The sequence below is a fragment of the Brenneria sp. L4-2C genome (assembly GCF_040240335.1).
In the GTDB taxonomy this organism is placed as follows: Bacteria; Pseudomonadota; Gammaproteobacteria; order Enterobacterales; family Enterobacteriaceae; genus Brenneria.
This window is the reverse complement of the sequence record NZ_JBEIAC010000004.1, coordinates 93,347-108,455: the sequence shown is the minus strand read 5'-3', so window position 1 is coordinate 108,455 and position 15,109 is coordinate 93,347. Positions and strand designations below refer to the sequence as shown.

The 15,109-nt window shown below is 52.0% G+C and carries 14 protein-coding genes; 3 read left to right on the top strand and 11 right to left on the bottom strand.

Annotated elements, in window-relative coordinates:
- Positions 1-18: 18 nt before the first annotated feature.
- Together cobD and ABRZ26_RS08365 are read left to right on the top strand one after the other, a co-directional pair.
- Positions 19-1,092: a threonine-phosphate decarboxylase CobD gene (gene cobD / locus ABRZ26_RS08370; protein WP_319603802.1), complete on the top strand. Its 1,074-nt coding sequence runs from the start codon at positions 19-21 to the stop codon at positions 1,090-1,092.
- A complete protein-coding gene (locus ABRZ26_RS08365) occupies positions 1,085-1,945 on the top strand; it encodes a GHMP family kinase ATP-binding protein (RefSeq protein WP_319603801.1) in 861 nt (286 codons plus the stop codon). The genes cobD and ABRZ26_RS08365 overlap by 8 nt, the downstream gene beginning before the upstream one ends.
- Positions 1,946-2,248: 303 nt before the next feature.
- On the opposite strand, the gene ABRZ26_RS08360 is transcribed toward ABRZ26_RS08365, so the two are convergent.
- From ABRZ26_RS08360 to gnd, 8 genes are all read right to left on the bottom strand, one after another.
- Complete coding sequence (locus tag ABRZ26_RS08360) at positions 2,249-2,698, bottom strand: hypothetical protein (RefSeq protein WP_319603800.1); 450 nt, start codon at positions 2,696-2,698, stop codon at positions 2,249-2,251.
- A 206-nt stretch (positions 2,699-2,904) separates the two neighbouring features.
- Positions 2,905-3,078, bottom strand: coding sequence for a hypothetical protein (locus ABRZ26_RS08355; RefSeq protein ID WP_319603799.1), 174 nt, complete (start codon positions 3,076-3,078; stop codon positions 2,905-2,907).
- Positions 3,079-3,313: 235 nt separating this feature from the next.
- The gene (locus tag ABRZ26_RS08350) at positions 3,314-4,723 is read right to left on the bottom strand and encodes a glycoside hydrolase family 1 protein (RefSeq protein ID WP_319603798.1); all 1,410 of its coding nucleotides are present in this window, start codon (positions 4,721-4,723) and stop codon (positions 3,314-3,316) included.
- 422 nt (positions 4,724-5,145) lie between these two features.
- Positions 5,146-7,275: a YjbH domain-containing protein gene (locus ABRZ26_RS08345; protein ID WP_319603797.1), complete on the bottom strand. Its 2,130-nt coding sequence runs from the start codon at positions 7,273-7,275 to the stop codon at positions 5,146-5,148.
- Complete coding sequence (locus tag ABRZ26_RS08340; protein ID WP_319603796.1) at positions 7,275-8,054, bottom strand: capsule biosynthesis GfcC family protein; 780 nt, start codon at positions 8,052-8,054, stop codon at positions 7,275-7,277. Before ABRZ26_RS08340 ends, ABRZ26_RS08345 begins: the two co-directional genes overlap by 1 nt.
- A 9-nt stretch (positions 8,055-8,063) precedes the next feature.
- Entirely contained in the window at positions 8,064-8,723 is a 660-nt protein-coding gene (locus ABRZ26_RS08335; protein WP_319603795.1) for a YjbF family lipoprotein, read from the bottom strand.
- A 113-nt stretch (positions 8,724-8,836) separates the two neighbouring features.
- Complete coding sequence (yjbE, locus tag ABRZ26_RS08330; protein ID WP_319603794.1) at positions 8,837-9,094, bottom strand: exopolysaccharide production protein YjbE; 258 nt, start codon at positions 9,092-9,094, stop codon at positions 8,837-8,839.
- Between the two features lie 509 nt (positions 9,095-9,603).
- Positions 9,604-11,010: an NADP-dependent phosphogluconate dehydrogenase gene (gene gnd / locus ABRZ26_RS08325; protein WP_319603793.1), complete on the bottom strand. Its 1,407-nt coding sequence runs from the start codon at positions 11,008-11,010 to the stop codon at positions 9,604-9,606.
- 264 nt (positions 11,011-11,274) lie between these two features.
- On the opposite strand from gnd, the gene ABRZ26_RS08320 reads away from it, so the two are divergent.
- Positions 11,275-11,889 (top strand): plasmid pRiA4b ORF-3 family protein, encoded by a 615-nt coding sequence (locus ABRZ26_RS08320; RefSeq protein WP_319603792.1) that lies wholly within the window; start codon positions 11,275-11,277, stop codon positions 11,887-11,889.
- A 180-nt stretch (positions 11,890-12,069) separates the two neighbouring features.
- Here ABRZ26_RS08320 and ABRZ26_RS08315 read toward each other — a convergent pair whose 3' ends face one another.
- The 3 genes from ABRZ26_RS08315 to ABRZ26_RS08305 form a co-directional block, all read right to left on the bottom strand.
- Entirely contained in the window at positions 12,070-12,972 is a 903-nt protein-coding gene (locus tag ABRZ26_RS08315) for a sugar phosphate nucleotidyltransferase (RefSeq protein WP_319603791.1), read from the bottom strand.
- A 177-nt stretch (positions 12,973-13,149) separates the two neighbouring features.
- Positions 13,150-13,710 carry a DedA family protein gene (locus ABRZ26_RS08310; RefSeq protein ID WP_319603790.1) on the bottom strand — a complete coding sequence of 187 codons (561 nt, stop codon included), beginning with the start codon at positions 13,708-13,710 and terminating at the stop codon, positions 13,150-13,152.
- A 169-nt stretch (positions 13,711-13,879) separates the two neighbouring features.
- On the bottom strand, positions 13,880-15,046 hold the full coding sequence (locus tag ABRZ26_RS08305) for a nucleotide sugar dehydrogenase (RefSeq protein ID WP_319603789.1): 1,167 nt from the start codon (positions 15,044-15,046) through the stop codon (positions 13,880-13,882).
- Positions 15,047-15,109 lie beyond the last annotated feature (63 nt).

The following is a 15,109-nucleotide window of genomic DNA, read 5'->3' as shown; positions in this document are numbered from 1 at the left end:
CAGGGATATCAGAGCGTAATGAGCGAACACGGCGGCAACATACTGGAAATGGCATTGAAGATCGGCATGGATGCCAGCGACATTATCGACTTCAGCGCCAATATCAATCCGCTGGGTATGCCGACGTCGCTGAAAGCGGCGATAGTCAGCCAGCTTGAGCGCGCGGAGCGCTATCCCGATGTGGAATACCGCGAGCTGCACGCCGCGCTCGCCCGCGTTCACGGTTGTGATGCGAGCAATATTATCGCGGGCAACGGCGCCACCGAGTTGATTTACGCGGTGGCGCAATATCTTCAGCCGCGCCGGGCGCTGCTGCTGACGCCGGGATTTGCCGAATACCGCCGCGCGTTGCAACGGGTCGGCTGCGTGATTGACGATTATGTCATGACGGAAGCGGACGGTTTTCAACCCGACGAGCGCCTGCTGGCGGCGCTCGACAACACCCAGTACGATTGCCTGTTTATCGCCACGCCCAATAACCCGACCGGTTTGATGCCCGATGCCCGCCTGGTGCTGGCGATCGCCGAGCGTTGCCGCAAGCGCAATACCGCGCTGATCGTTGATGAAGCCTTTATCGATTTTGTACCGGACGCGCCGGGGCTGATTCCACACTTATCAACGTTCTCCCCTCTGTATGTTCTGCGCTCGCTGACCAAGTTTTTCGCCATTCCCGGTCTGCGCCTCGGCTATCTGGTCAGCGGCGACCGGCAGGCCGTCAGCGCGATGAAACGCGCGCGCGAACCCTGGACCATTAATGCGTTCGCCGCGCTGGCCGGCGAAATTATTCTGCAAGACCAGGCCTATATCGACGCCACCCGCCGCTGGCTGACCGACGCGCAGCGCTGGCTTTACCGGGAACTGACCGCCATGCCCGAGCTTCGGGTCTGGCAACCGGCGGCCAACTATATTTTTCTGCACTGCCGTCGAGCGGAAATCGACCTTCAGCAGGCATTGCTGCAACAGCAGATTCTGATTCGCTCCTGCGCCAACTACCCCGGTCTGAGCGCCAGCGACTATCGGGTCGCCATTAAAAGCGCCGACGATAACAGGCGACTCGTCGCCGCCCTGCATCAGGTTTTCGGCCATGGCTGAAGCGCGCTGCCCCGCTTCCTGCGGCGAACTGATTCAGGGCTGGATCCTCGGCGGGGAAAAGCTGATCTCCTGTCCGGTGGACTGGTTTTGCACCGTGTCGGTCACGGACGGCAAACCGGGGCTGAATGAACGTCCGCGCATGCGACACATGCTGGCAGCCATACTCGCCCGCTTCGGCTATCCGGCGGAAACGGCCCGCGGCTTGCGCATTGAGTTCACCTCCACCATTCCCGTCGCCAAAGGCATGGCCAGCAGCACCGCCGATATCGCCGCGACCGCGCTGGCCGCCGCCCGCCATCTTGGCGAAACGCTGGATGAAGCGGCGCTTGCCGCGCTGTGCGTGCGGTTGGAGCCCACCGACAGCACGCTCTTTCGCCAACTTACGCTGTTTGATCATCAGACGGCCGAAACCGCCATCGCCTGCGACTGGCGGCCGGATATCGATATTTTGCTGCTGGAAAGCCCGCAAACGCTGGACACCGCCGCCTACCACCGCCGTGACCGTCGGCAGGCGTTGCGGCGACACGCCGACCGGTTGGATCGCGCCTGGCGACTGTTCTGCTCGGCGGCGGCGGCGAAAGACCGCTATCGGTTGGGGGAAGCCTGTCTCCTCAGCGCCATCGCCAGTCAGCAAACGCTGCGCAAGCCGGCTTTTAACGATTTGCTGGATGTGGTGGAAAGCAACGGACTGTATGGTTTGAATGTGGCGCACAGCGGCAGTGTGGTCGGCCTGCTGCTCGACCGCCGCCGTCACGATGTGGAGAAAGTCAGCCGCCAGCTGCATCAGCGCGGCGTTACCCGGCATTATCCTACTCACTATTTGTTGCCGATGATCGCCGGCGGCGTACGGTGATGAAGCGGACCTTTTATAACGCGGCCCTCAATACGTTATTTACCAGATCCCCGCCCACCTTCTTCGCCATTCCTGCGCACAAAAATATCGGGAATGTTTTTGAACGCCGCTTGCGGCAGCCTGAAGGGCGAGCCCCATAGATGGGGCAAGTAACCGGGAATCAGTCAATGGCTATTTACGGTTTCAGCAGGCGATCCCCGCCTACTAACCGCGGGGATGACGGGGTTAGTAGGCGGGGATGACGGCGTTGTTAACCGGGTAGTAGACCGGGATCGCACATTGTTGTCGACCGGCGACCGGGGGTTAGTTATTTCCCGCCTGCTGCAAATAGTCGGTCAGGAAAGCCTCCGCATTACCCTGATCAGACAGGTCTTTGCTGTAGCCGATTTGCACCGGTTGCGCTTCGCCAGGCAGATAAAGTTCGCCGTAACCCTGGTTCAATATCAGCGCGACAAACTTCTTATCATTTACGTTCAGCCAGTAGCGAGTACTACTGGACAGTTTTTCAACATTCATTTTCTGGATTTTGCTGTTCCAGTCATGATCAATTCCGGTAATCTGCACCAGCGCCTGTGATTCGTCTGCTTCGCCAACACGCAATGTCCAGACCTGCGCGCCTTCCGTTCCCTGGTATGCTTTCACGGTATTCGCTATCGGCGGTCGCGGCGTTTCAGCATAAGCGCCGCCGATTCCTGCAATCTGCGACAGTGAAAGCATCACGATCAGGCCGAGTATATAACGTAATTTTTGCATGATTCTGTTCCTGTATTCAGATAATCGTTATTTTGAAGGTAATTATAGCGAAACGAATAATAACATCGTTATCATTGCGTTAGCATCATTATTGATAATGGCGCGGAGTAACAAAAGAACAACGCGGTAAGCTGAAGGGATAACAAAAACAGGCAGGGGAAACCTGCCTGTGAATGGTATTCATGCCTGGTGTGGTGAACAAAAACTTAACGTGGTCCCATTTGACTGCCGCGCATGTCCTGGAAACCAGGCCCGCCGCCGCCATGACCACCGCCATGACCGCCGCCGTGACCACCACCACCACCGGGAGGCGGGAACAGACAACCACTTAGCGCCGTGATCAAAGTAATCACCCCAATGATTTTAAAAATACGACTCATGTTTACCTCAGTGTTGATGGGATATCACGAGCGAATCATAGAGGGGCCAAAATCGGCAGACAATGCAGAATCATCCTGAAAGAAGGCGAATAAATACTTAGTTACATTCACCTACGATTTTATGTAACAACCAAGACACATTTTTGACGCTTCCAGGTCAATTTCAACATACCGAACATTGCCGCCGCACAAGGCGAGGCAGCGTGGCGCCGCCCTCGCCCTTCTGCCATAACGGCTACAAGCCGTTATTTTTAATGACCTGCGCATACCAGTACGAACTTTGTTTACGGATGCGCCGCAAATCTTTCAGATCGAACTCATCACGGTTGACATAAATAAAGCCGTAACGTTTGGAGCAGCCCTGATGCGTTGAAATCAAATCCAGCGCCGACCACGGCGTATAGCCGAAGACATCTACTCCATCGGTAATCGCCAGTTGAATTTGTTCAATATGCCGGCGCAGGTAATCGATACGGTAATCATCATTAATCTGGTCGTTTTCTTCCAGCTTGTCGAACGCCCCCAAGCCGTTTTCCGTTACGATCAGCGGTAAATGGTAGCGATCGTGCAACTCCCGCAGCGTATTGCGAAAACCGATGGGATCGATCTCCCAACCAAAGGCATTCTTTTGCAGCCACGGATTGTTCGTACCCCGGCAAACGCCCTCTTCGCCCGATGTAAGATGCTGGTCGCCATCGCGGGCAACTTCATCGGAGCCGTCGTCTTTACTGGCCTCGACCGTTTGCGAGGTGTAATAGTTGAATGCGATGAAGTCCGGCTTCGCCGCGGCCAATATCGCCATATCTCCCGGTTGAATCTCCGGCGCGCAGCCTTTTTCCTCCATGTAACGCCAGGCGGTAGTGTTGTATCGCCCATAGACCGCCATATCCAGATACAGCCAGTTGCGGATCGCGTTGTAGTTGAAAGCCGCCATGACATCTTCCGGTTTTGAAGTCGCCGGGTAGATCAGGGCGATATTCGGCGCCGGACCGATTTTCGCATCAGGCACTTTGTCATGCAGCGCATTCATCGCCTTCGCCTGTGCGACCAGCATATTGTGATTCTGCTGATACAGATTTTTCTGCGGATTTTCCAGATTGGGATCCAACGTTCCCAATGCGGAACCATGTAGAATCATCATGTTCTGTTCGTTGATGGTCAGCCAGTACTTCACTTTGTCGCCATATTCATCAAACAGCACGTTGGCGAAGCGTTCAAACGCATCCACCGTCTCGCGGTTATACCAGCCGCCTTTTTCCTGCAAGGCCTGCGGCAGATCGAAATGATACATCGTGACAATCGGCACGATGCCGTAATGCAGCAATTCGTCGAGCAGATTATGGTAAAACGCAATGCCAGCCGGGTTAACGTCACCGCTGCCGTCGGGAATGATGCGACTCCAGGCGATGGAAAAACGGTAGGTTTTGAAGCCAATCTCCGCAAATAGCGCAACATCCTCCTGGTAGCGATGGTAGTGATCGCTGGCCACTTTGTAATCTGAAGTGCCTTCCGGATAAGACGTTCTCGCATCAATAACCGACGGCCCCTTGCCGTCTTCATTCCACGCCCCCTCAACCTGGTAAGCCGACGTCGAGGCGCCCCATAAAAACCCCTGAGGGAAACTTTTAAGCGTTTGATACTTCATATTCCTCTCCTTTTGTCATCAGGATAATGTCATCACGACATCACCCACTGCTGATGTTCGTTTGTCTGTCGGATTCAATGACGAGTCATCGTCGACGGGCCGAAAACAGGTAAAAAAAAACCTGAGAGGGATCATGTCGATAACAACATGATCCCTCTCAGGTTTCGCTCAGGTACGCCCCAATAACGACCTCAGTGCGAAGTTATATCCGCTAATTAAGGCTAACTCAAATGCAGACGGAATAATATGTGATGAGCATCACCGTTAATCCGTGTGCGGGGATGGGAGCGAAGACAGGGGATGACTGGATACCTTTTTGAGTGATTCCGGAATCAGCCAGTGACAGTATACGGTTTCAGCGGAAGATCCCCGCCTACTACCGCGGGGATGACGGGGTAGTTGGCGGGGATGATGGGTTTTAATCAGTTGTAAGTCACGCCGTACAAGGACGTGCGACGCTGCAACATCTGTCCGCCGTCTCGCGTTAACGGCACCCAACCGACTGCGCCCCGTTTCACGGTTGGCTCGGAGAGCAGCAAATCAAACGGTATGGAGATATAGAAGCCTTTGGTAAAGCTGCCTTCCCCGTACTCGCTTGAGCTGACGTCCGTTTTAGTGGCGAATGCGCCGGCGACGATGCCGCTGTCAAAGCGACGGGACAGGTCGAGCGTGACCCCTTTATCGCCCGCCAGATAACGCCCCACGCTGACCTTGGCCACTGCGTTTTCGACGAACGGCAGTTCCCAGTACGCGGTCAAGTGGCCGGTCACCACGTCGTAATCCGCCGTCTTCATGATGTTATCCCAGTCGCGCTGCTTGACGTAGTTAACATCCAGACCCAGCGCCCAGCTTTGTCCGTATGGCCGGTACAACACTTCGGAACCGACGCCGGCATACATCATCTCCAGATAGCCGCCGTACACCTGGCTGTACCAGTCCGGCGCCGGATTATCCATGCGCGTCAGCTGTAAGTTGGTGAGCAGCACGTCGGAGGAAGTGACATATTCCCGGATCCGGGTTCTGACCCGCGGCAACGTCGTTCTATCCGTTGGCGCCGTATAGTTGAACCTGTCGTAGTTATCCAGCAGATTCAGCGACGCGGTTCCGCCGATAGTCCAGTGATCGCTCAGGCGGTAATCCACATTGCCTTTCAGCGCCACCTGATACATATAGAAGGACTCAGGACCGCCGATGGATTGCGTCAGAGCGGGTTCCAGCGAGTAAGAGAAACGATCCGGTTCGGTACGCAACACCTGCTGACCGCGAACATCAGCGACGGGTTCCGCCCGATGCGTTTCCGGCTCCGGCTGCCCCAGCGGCGTGGCCGACTGCTGCACCTGATGGAATGCTTTGGCGTCGACCGCGGTACTGGCGATAGGCATGCGCTGATTGCGTTTGACGATGTGATACTCGGCTACATCCTCCGGCACATAATTCGCCAATATGGTGGCCGCCCGCTGGTTGGCTTCATCGTTATCCCGGTATTTAGTCTGATCGGCGACAACCGTAACCTGATGGCGATCGGCATAAATATCCGCCCCGCGATAGCCGGCTTTATCATCCAGCTCTTTCGCCACCAGTTGCCAATCCGTGTTCTTGCCATTGTTCACCGGCGCATAAACCGGCGGCGCGTCATCAATACGATTCGGTTTCAGGCTGTCAAAGTTGGTGCGCAGAGTAAAGCCCCACATCAACGTATTACCGCGCTGCCAGGACAAGGTGGTATCCAGGATATTGCCGACGCGATACACCATGCCGACGTTAAACGGAGAGTCCTGTTTTATCTTTTCCCGTCTTCCGCGATCGGCAGCCTCGTTGCTGTAATCATTCCCATCATATTCCAGCTTCAGGCGCAGCGGATCCCACGGCGTTTGATATTCGACGCCGCCAAAAATCGCCGCCGGGCCGTGGAAAAAGTTTTTGACCTCAAATTGCCCCGTCTCTGTACTCGCCGTGCGGGTACAGAAGCTCTCTTTTAAAGAACAGGCGGGGTTTTTGATATTGCCGCTTTCCGCCATATTTCCCCAGCCCACGCCCAGCGTGAAGTCAAAAGGCCCGATACGCTTGCTGGCCGCCAGGTATTCGCTGTCGAATAATCCGGTACCGGCGATATCACGCAACCCCAGCGACACTTCCGGCATCCAGTAGCTTTCCTGCCACAGACGGGCTTTCAGGTCGAACGCCTTATCTTTATAACTCTGATCGCCGCTAAAGCCAGGATAATTACTATAAAGACGCGTTCGGATATCGGTATAACGCACCGTGGTTTCCAGCCAGTCAAATAACTGCAACGACACCGAATAGCGACGGTACTCCTCGTTATCGCGGTAGTTGAAGCTGAATTCTCCCGTCTCGGCCATCCGAGCCGTCGGCATTTGCAGCAACCCGGTGCCGCCGAAATCAGACTGCGATACGCCAGCCGGTTGATAGCGCGTATTGGCGTTGGTCGCTTCATTTTCTTTCGTCGCATCCGCCGCCATCGCCTGGGCGTTTAAGATGCCGCCGATCGCCAGCGACAGACAGCCCAGTTTAAACTTTCTGTTCTTTATCATTAATGTGGGATCCGGTTTGCAAGATAGTCAGCAAGTTGATCGTTTAGCGATGCCATGTCACCGGGCAATACCGAAGGATCAAAACCAATAAACAGCGTTTCCCCCGCCGCCGGCTCAATATGTTGCCGATTCCACAGCGCCAGAGGCACCTTACGCCATACCCCATTACCGCCGATCAGATATCCCTCGCTTTTATCCGCTCCCGCCAGAAGACGCCGACTGGAGACGTAACGCTCAACCGACCAACCGGAGCGCAGGGCGACGTTGCCCGAGGTTTCCAGCTCTCCCACGTCGGCAGAGGTATTTACCAGACCAATAAGCGAAAAGTGATTGGCATACGGCGCAATATAAAGCGCATATTCACCGACCAGCGGCCGGTTATTCTGGATATGAACACGCACGCGATCGGGATCGAGTTCGGTGTGAATGCGGCCGGCTACGTTAATCGGCTCCAGCGTTTTGCGCAGCAGCCAGGCGGAAATAGCCAGATCGCCATCACCGGAATTACGCCAGCGCGTTTCCAGCGCCGCCAGCTTTTCCCTTAGCGCATCGCCCTGCGCATAGGCTTTCTGCGTGGTGGCGAAATCGGAAATCAAGGCCGTTTGCCAGTTGATATTTTCCGGGAATACGGCCTGTTCATAGAATTTTTCAAGACGCGCGCCATCGTCGAGTTTGACTACCGCAATAGTTTGCTGCGGATCTTTCACGGTTAGCTGGGCGGCGGTCGCCGAACCACAAACCAACAGCAATAACGTCGCCATACGAGTGAGTGACAACATTCAAGCCCCTTATTGTACGTATGGTTTTAAAACGGTAAATTTCACCAGCGCCATAGCAGGTCCCATATATTGGTGACTCTGTACAACCTGGCCATTCGCCGGATCAAGCCAAAAGCTATTGGTGTAAGTCTCATTCAATGCAGGGACGGTAACCAACTCATCGAAGCGAATCAATTCACGCGATTGATTCAAAATCTGTACCCTTTCCTTGCCTCGCGGCTGGAACACAGAGGTTAAATCATAACCACCGCGGAAAACCTGCGACCACTCGACACGCGTTTGCCATTTCATCGGCGTCGCGGACTTCAGCAGCCCCAGCGCCAGCGGATCCTGAGCGAGATTATCGACATAGGTAATATCCTCGCCAAACCCTTGCGTTTTGACTAACCGACCGTGGCGGGTCACCACCATATTTTTGTCTGCGGCAATCCATTTCAACTGCTGTTGTTCAGCAAATGCCAGCACGACAAAAGCCTGAGGCGCCTTACCGACTTTGAGATAAGCGGAAGCATAAGGGACATTAGCGACCTGTTGCGCGCTAACCTGCGTATCGTCCTGACCCAGAAAGGCCAGCTTTGCCGTTTTTCCCAACGACTCCATCTTCTGAGAACAACCGGTCAGAAGAATGGATAAAATAGGCATGGCAATCAGCATATTCATTTTTGCCATTCGTTTTACTGCCGTCATTCGTTTTATTTTTATCACTGAATGAATTCTCGCTGAACAGCGTAATAATCAGGTAAAAGAAAGGCCACCGAAGTGGCCTTGTGGTCAACACAACATTAGTTTGTGTTGGTAACGGTAGAAGTCGAGGTAGCAGTACCTGCACCACCATTATCATCGTCATTAGCAACGGCAACGGCAATGCCGGCCGCAACTGCCGCAGCAGCGCTAATAGCAATGATCGAAGTAGTGCCTGCTGCTGCGCCGCCAGCGGCTCCCGCGGAACCAGCGGCAGTACCGCTAGAAACGCCATCAACTGCAAACGCATTTGACGACAGGGCCAACACAGCAGCCAGTGTGATTAATGCTTTTTTCATTACAATTTCCTTTTTTGAACATGAAGTACTTCAGGGTGAGGCATCGTCAGTACGACCATACCCCGTCCTTCATTCCGGCAGGAGCGATAGTAAAAACATCCTGTTCTACCATTGACCTGCCGATACTGGGATCCTCCCAGCCATGAGTTACAGGTATATGGCGCTAACAACTATTCCAAACACCATCATCCCCAAGCCTAATTCTTGCAACATTATAAAAAATAGCAAGATCCATACACACCAGACAACGGAGATCCCAGTAAAAAAATAGATATCTTTAACTAAATTGACAAGATAAAAAGAAAAAATGCCATATTGATCATAATAATGCGTGCAAATTTTTCTTTAAAACAAAAACGCCAGATATTTCCTAATCTGGCGCTAATTGATGACACAGCCCGGCAGGTACATCGTTGTTGCGCTATCCCCGCCGTGTCCACGCAGACGGCTTACATGCCGCCGCGCCGCGATAGCGTGCGGGGGACGGCGGGCTGAACGCTTCAGCGCGATTATTCTAACCACTCGGTATGGAATACGCCTTCTTTATCAATGCGCTTATAGGTATGCGCGCCAAAGTAATCGCGCTGCGCCTGAATCAGGTTAGCAGGCAATACCGCGGAACGATAGCTATCGTAATAAGCAATAGCGGCAGAGAACGTCGGAACCGGGATCCCATGTTGCACGGCGTAGGCCACCACATCGCGCAGTGCCTGCTGGTATTCATCCGCCACTTGCTTGAAATACGGCGCCAGCAGCAGGTTGGCGATATCGGCGTCCTGCTGATAGGCATCGGTGATGGTTTGCAGGAATTGCGCTCGAATAATGCAGCCCGCGCGGAAAATCTTCGCGATCTCGCCGTAGTTAAGATGCCAATCATTTTCTTCAGATGCGGCCCGCAACTGGGAGAAACCCTGCGCATAAGAGACGATTTTCCCCAAATACAGCGCACGGCGCACTTTTTCAATGAATTCGGACTTATCGCCGGCAAAGGGTTCGGCCTGCGGCCCGCTCAGCACTTTTGATGCGGCGACGCGTTGATCTTTCAGAGAAGAAATATAACGCGCGAAAACGGATTCCGTAATCAGGGACAAGGGTTCGCCCAGATCCAGCGAGCTCTGGCTGGTCCATTTTCCCGTGCCCTTATTCGCCGCTTCATCCAGAATCACATCGACCAGATAGTGGCCTTCATCGTCCTTCTTGGTGAAAATATCTTTTGTGATATCAATCAGGTAACTGCTAAGTTCACCTTTATTCCATTCCGCGAAGGTCTTGGCCAATTCGTCGTTGGAAAGATTCAGGCCATGTTTCAGCAGCGCATAGGCTTCGGCAATCAACTGCATATCGCCGTATTCAATGCCGTTATGCACCATTTTGACGTAGTGGCCCGCGCCATCGGCGCCAATATAAGCGACACAAGCTTCGCCATCGGCACGAGCGGCGATTTTCTCCAGAATCGGCGCCACCAGCTCATAGGCTTCTTTCTGACCGCCAGGCATAATAGAAGGGCCTTTCAGCGCGCCCTCTTCACCACCGGAAACGCCGGTGCCGATGAAATTGAATCCTTCAGCGGACAGTTCCCGATTACGGCGGATGGTATCTTTATAGAAGGTGTTGCCGCCGTCGATCAGGATATCGCCTTTCTCCAGATAGGGCTTCAGCGAGGCAATGGTTTTATCGGTCGCTTCTCCAGCTTTAACCATCAGCAGAATACGACGCGGCTTTTCCAGGGATGCGACAAACTCTTCAACGGTATAGTAAGGCGCCAGTTTTTTACCCGGATTTTCTGCAATCACTTCGTCAGTTTTATCTGAAGAGCGGTTAAAAATGGAAACGGTATAGCCACGGCTTTCAATATTGAGCGCCAGATTGCGCCCCATCACCGCCATACCGACAACGCCAATTTGCTGTTTGGACATTAAAGCAACTCCTGTCTGAAGGATAACCTGCCAGCGATGCTCATCATTCCCCGCCGGCAATCAAAAGCAGGGCAACATGGTAACTCAGCTTACGGCAGGTGAATAGTAATTGGTTTGATAGCAGGCTTAGTTAATAGGAAAGAGCTACGTTTTTTATTTCGTGGCTTGTCGATACGCTATGCGCTGTCATAATACGCTGTTAACGGTGAAGGTCTTATCCACGCTTAAACCAGTCCCCCTGCAATACAAAGAAGGAGATCAGGTATGAGTACAAAATACTATCAGCTAAAAGTCAGCCTTATCGGCACAACGCCCGCCATCTGGCGACGGTTTGTGGTTCCGGCCGCCATCACCCTCGACCGCCTGCACGATGTTCTGCAAATCGTAATGGGTTGGGAAGACAGTCACTTTCATGAGTTTATTTTCAGCAAAAAACGCTTTACCGAACACCCGGAGGATGCGTCACAGGGTGAAGACGAGGGTTTCTATCGCCTTAACGAACTGCTGAAACGCAAAAGCAACAAGCTGCTTTACACCTATGATTTTGGCGACGGTTGGGAACATGAAATCATTTTAGAAAACAATAACTACATACCCGATGAGTTTGATGGTTTCCTGTTTTGTCTGGGAGGTGAGCGCGTTTGCCCGCCGGAAGATTGTGGCGGCGTGCCGGGTTATGAAAATCTGCTCGGCATTCTTCAGGATCCGACGCATGAAGATTATGAAGAAACGTTGGAATGGCTTGGCATTCCCGCTGAATTACTGGAAATCGCGCCGGATATCTTTGAGGAATTTGATGCCGAGGAAGTCAATGGCAATCTGGCGCTCTACGCCCGTTGGACGCGCGATCGCTATCAACCGTGGCTTGACGAGGAATAACCGGCTGGAAATACCCGCTTCCGTCATTTCCACCACCTGTCGTTATCCCCGACAATCTCCGTCATCCCCGCCAACGCCCCTGTCATCCCCGCGGTAGTCGGCGGGGATCACCGCCTGAAACCGTAAACAACCATTAACTGATTTCCGGTTACTCGCCCCATCCCTAAGGCAATAGGGGCGTCAGGCCTGTTCTTTCAGCAACGTCTTGATGCTTTCTTTAAACGCCTTACCAAACTCTGGATTGCGCAACCCATACGAAATGAAAGCCTGCGCATAGCCCAGCTTACGACCGCAGTTAAAGCTGCGTCCGGCCATTTGCACGGCGTCCACCGGTTGGGTTTTAATCAGGGCGGCAATCGCATCCGTTAACTGGATACGGCCCCAGGCTCCCGGCAGGATCTTATCCAGAATCGGCCAGGCATCCGCCGTCAGCACATAACGGCCGACCGCGGAAAGATCGGAACCTTCAGACGGCGCCAGTTGCGGTTTTTCAATCATTGAGGTAATGGCTGCGGCATCCCCCGCCTTGACGAGTGGTGTGGCACATTCAACCACGGAATACTCCGGCAGAACCTCGTAAGGACGATGTTTCACCAGCACCTGACTGTTGCCGCTCTTTTCAAAACGAGAGACCAGCAGCGCCAGATTATCTTTGCTTTGATCGGCGCTATCTTCATCCAGCACCACATCCGGTAGCACCACGACAAAAGGCGCATCGCCAATGATAGGTTTGGCACAGGTCACCGCATGCCCTAACCCCCGCGGTTCCCCCTGGCGCACGTTCATAATAGTGACGCCCTTCGGACAAATGGCCTGCACTTCAGCCAGCAACTGCCGTTTGGCGCGCTCTTCCAGCAGGGATTCAAGCTCAAAAGAAGTATCGAAGTGGTTTTCAATCGCATTTTTAGACGCGTGCGTAACCAGAATAATATCTTTAATGCCGGCATTAGCGCACTCGTTAACGATCTTTTCAATCACCGGACGGTCAACCAACGGCAGCATCTCTTTAGGAATAGCCTTGGTCACCGGTAACAAATTCATCCCTAAACCCGCTACAGGGATAACAGCTTTCAATGATGTCATAAGTCGACTCTCTTATTGGATAACTCTCTCTGAGGCACCATACACCCCGGAGCCACGTATGCCCTTAAGATTACACCTAATCCGAACCAAAGGGATCGCCTTTTTCTGAAATATCAATGTTGTTCCTGCATGGATGCGACAATAAAATTCCCAGTAAAATCAATCACCGGTATTCCATTAAACAGAACGATGACGCCACCAACGGCACAACAATAGAATGACAAGAATAACCAGTACCACCAACAATAAGCTGGCGAGCTGGTTATCAACATCGCCAATGATATTTTCAATCACCTGGCCGCCGAAATAGCCGAGCATCACAAATATCGAAGCCCAAAGAACGGCGCCAAGAATATTAAGCGGGACAAAACGTGTGGGGGGCAATCGGGCTGCGCCGATCAGCGCCGGACCGATGAGGCGAAAACCATACATAAAGCGCACGCCGATAACAAACAGCATCGGATGTCGGGCAATCAAGCGCTGGGCATAGGCGATGCGTTTTTGCTGGCCTTTCAAACGAGAGATTACCCGTTCGCCATAGCGACGCCCGGCGAAATACAGCGCCTGATCGCCCAATGAACCGCCAACCGCCACCACGGCAATCACCCACGGCCAATGCAGCAACCCGTTATGCGCCGCAATCCCTCCCAGCAAGGTGATGGTTTCCCCTTCCAGCAGGCAACCGACAAACAGCGCCCAATAACCGCATTGCGTGATGTAGTGGGACAGTTCGGCCATATTGATGCCTTATTTCTATTAAATAAGGTGAGTATAGGCTTGTTGATGAGGATTAGATCGAGATCTGTCATTCGCGGATAGACATTAATATTAAAAAACGCTCAGTCACATAAACGCGAATGAAACTAAAACCTGCTTTATCCCAGATAAAATAAAGCAGGCTATATAATCAATCCGAACCAAAGAGATCACGAGTATAGATTTTTTCCGCAACGTCAGATAATTCAGATGCCATACGGTTGGAAAGAATCACATCCGAGATCTGTTTAAATTCAGACAGATCACGAACCACTCGGGAGCGGAAGAAAGAAGCATCTTTTAGTTCAGGCTCATAGACCACGATTTCAATCCCTTTAGCTTTGATTCTTTTCATCACGCCCTGAATTGCCGACGCGCGGAAATTATCAGACCCACTTTTCATAACTAATCGGTATACGCCGACAACCTTGGGATTCTGACTAATAATAGAATCAGCAATAAAGTCTTTACGAGTTCTATTCGCCTCAACAATAGCATTAATAATATTATTAGGTACGCTTTCGTAATTAGCTAACAACTGTTTTGTATCTTTTGGCAAACAGTAGCCGCCATAACCAAAAGACGGGTTATTATAATGATTACCAATTCGAGGATCTAAGCCAACTCCTTCAATAATCTGCTTACTATCCAGGCCGTTCGTTTGCGCATAGGTATCTAATTCATTGAAATAGGCAACCCGCATAGCAAGATAAGTATTGGCAAACAATTTAATGGCCTCTGCTTCCGTAGAGTCGGTAAGAAGCACAGGAACATCTTTTTTTATTGCACCTTGCAGCAGTAATTTAGAAAATTTCTCGGCTCGTTCCGAACGTTCACCGACAACAATACGGGATGGATAAAGATTGTCGTAAAGCGCACGCCCCTCACGTAAAAACTCTGGTGAAAAAATAATATTGTTGTTACTATATTTTTCACGAGTCTGCTTCGTATAACCAACGGGAACGGTAGACTTAATAATCATCACCGCATCAGGATTAATCGCTAATACATCCTCAATCACTGCCTCGACAGATTTTGTATTAAAATAATTGGTTTTAGGATCATAATCTGTTGGTGTTGAGATAATAACGAAATCTGCATTTTCATAAGCAAGGTTTTTATCCAATGTTGCCTGAAAACGCAGTGATTTATTCACTAAAAAATCTTCAATTTCCTTATCGGCAATTGGGGATTTTTTATTATTAAGCAGCTCGACCTTTTCAGGAACAATATCAACTGCAATAACTTCATTATGTTGCGCCAATAACATGGCATTAGACAGACCAACATAACCTGTACCTGCGATTGCTATTTTCATTTTATCAAACCATTAATATCTACAATATGAAAGATAACTCAAGTTGTACAAAAGCATGGCCCC

What these genes read in the sequence shown, in the direction of transcription:
- gnd (WP_319603793.1), bottom strand. Translation starts at nt 11,010, where the DNA reads ATGTCCAAACAGCAAATTGGCGTTGTCGGTATGGCGGTGATGGGGCGC.
- yjbE (WP_319603794.1), bottom strand. Translation starts at nt 9,094, where the DNA reads ATGAAAAAAGCATTAATCACACTGGCTGCTGTGTTGGCCCTGTCGTCA.
- ABRZ26_RS08345 (WP_319603797.1), bottom strand. Translation starts at nt 7,275, where the DNA reads ATGATAAAGAACAGAAAGTTTAAACTGGGCTGTCTGTCGCTGGCGATC.
- ABRZ26_RS08320 (WP_319603792.1), top strand. Translation starts at nt 11,275, where the DNA reads ATGAGTACAAAATACTATCAGCTAAAAGTCAGCCTTATCGGCACAACG.
- ABRZ26_RS08365 (WP_319603801.1), top strand. Translation starts at nt 1,085, where the DNA reads ATGGCTGAAGCGCGCTGCCCCGCTTCCTGCGGCGAACTGATTCAGGGC.
- ABRZ26_RS08310 (WP_319603790.1), bottom strand. Translation starts at nt 13,710, where the DNA reads ATGGCCGAACTGTCCCACTACATCACGCAATGCGGTTATTGGGCGCTG.
- ABRZ26_RS08340 (WP_319603796.1), bottom strand. Translation starts at nt 8,054, where the DNA reads ATGTTGTCACTCACTCGTATGGCGACGTTATTGCTGTTGGTTTGTGGT.
- ABRZ26_RS08315 (WP_319603791.1), bottom strand. Translation starts at nt 12,972, where the DNA reads ATGACATCATTGAAAGCTGTTATCCCTGTAGCGGGTTTAGGGATGAAT.
- ABRZ26_RS08335 (WP_319603795.1), bottom strand. Translation starts at nt 8,723, where the DNA reads ATGGCAAAAATGAATATGCTGATTGCCATGCCTATTTTATCCATTCTT.
- ABRZ26_RS08305 (WP_319603789.1), bottom strand. Translation starts at nt 15,046, where the DNA reads ATGAAAATAGCAATCGCAGGTACAGGTTATGTTGGTCTGTCTAATGCC.
- ABRZ26_RS08360 (WP_319603800.1), bottom strand. Translation starts at nt 2,698, where the DNA reads ATGCAAAAATTACGTTATATACTCGGCCTGATCGTGATGCTTTCACTG.
- ABRZ26_RS08355 (WP_319603799.1), bottom strand. Translation starts at nt 3,078, where the DNA reads ATGAGTCGTATTTTTAAAATCATTGGGGTGATTACTTTGATCACGGCG.
- cobD (WP_319603802.1), top strand. Translation starts at nt 19, where the DNA reads ATGAGCGAACACGGCGGCAACATACTGGAAATGGCATTGAAGATCGGC.
- ABRZ26_RS08350 (WP_319603798.1), bottom strand. Translation starts at nt 4,723, where the DNA reads ATGAAGTATCAAACGCTTAAAAGTTTCCCTCAGGGGTTTTTATGGGGC.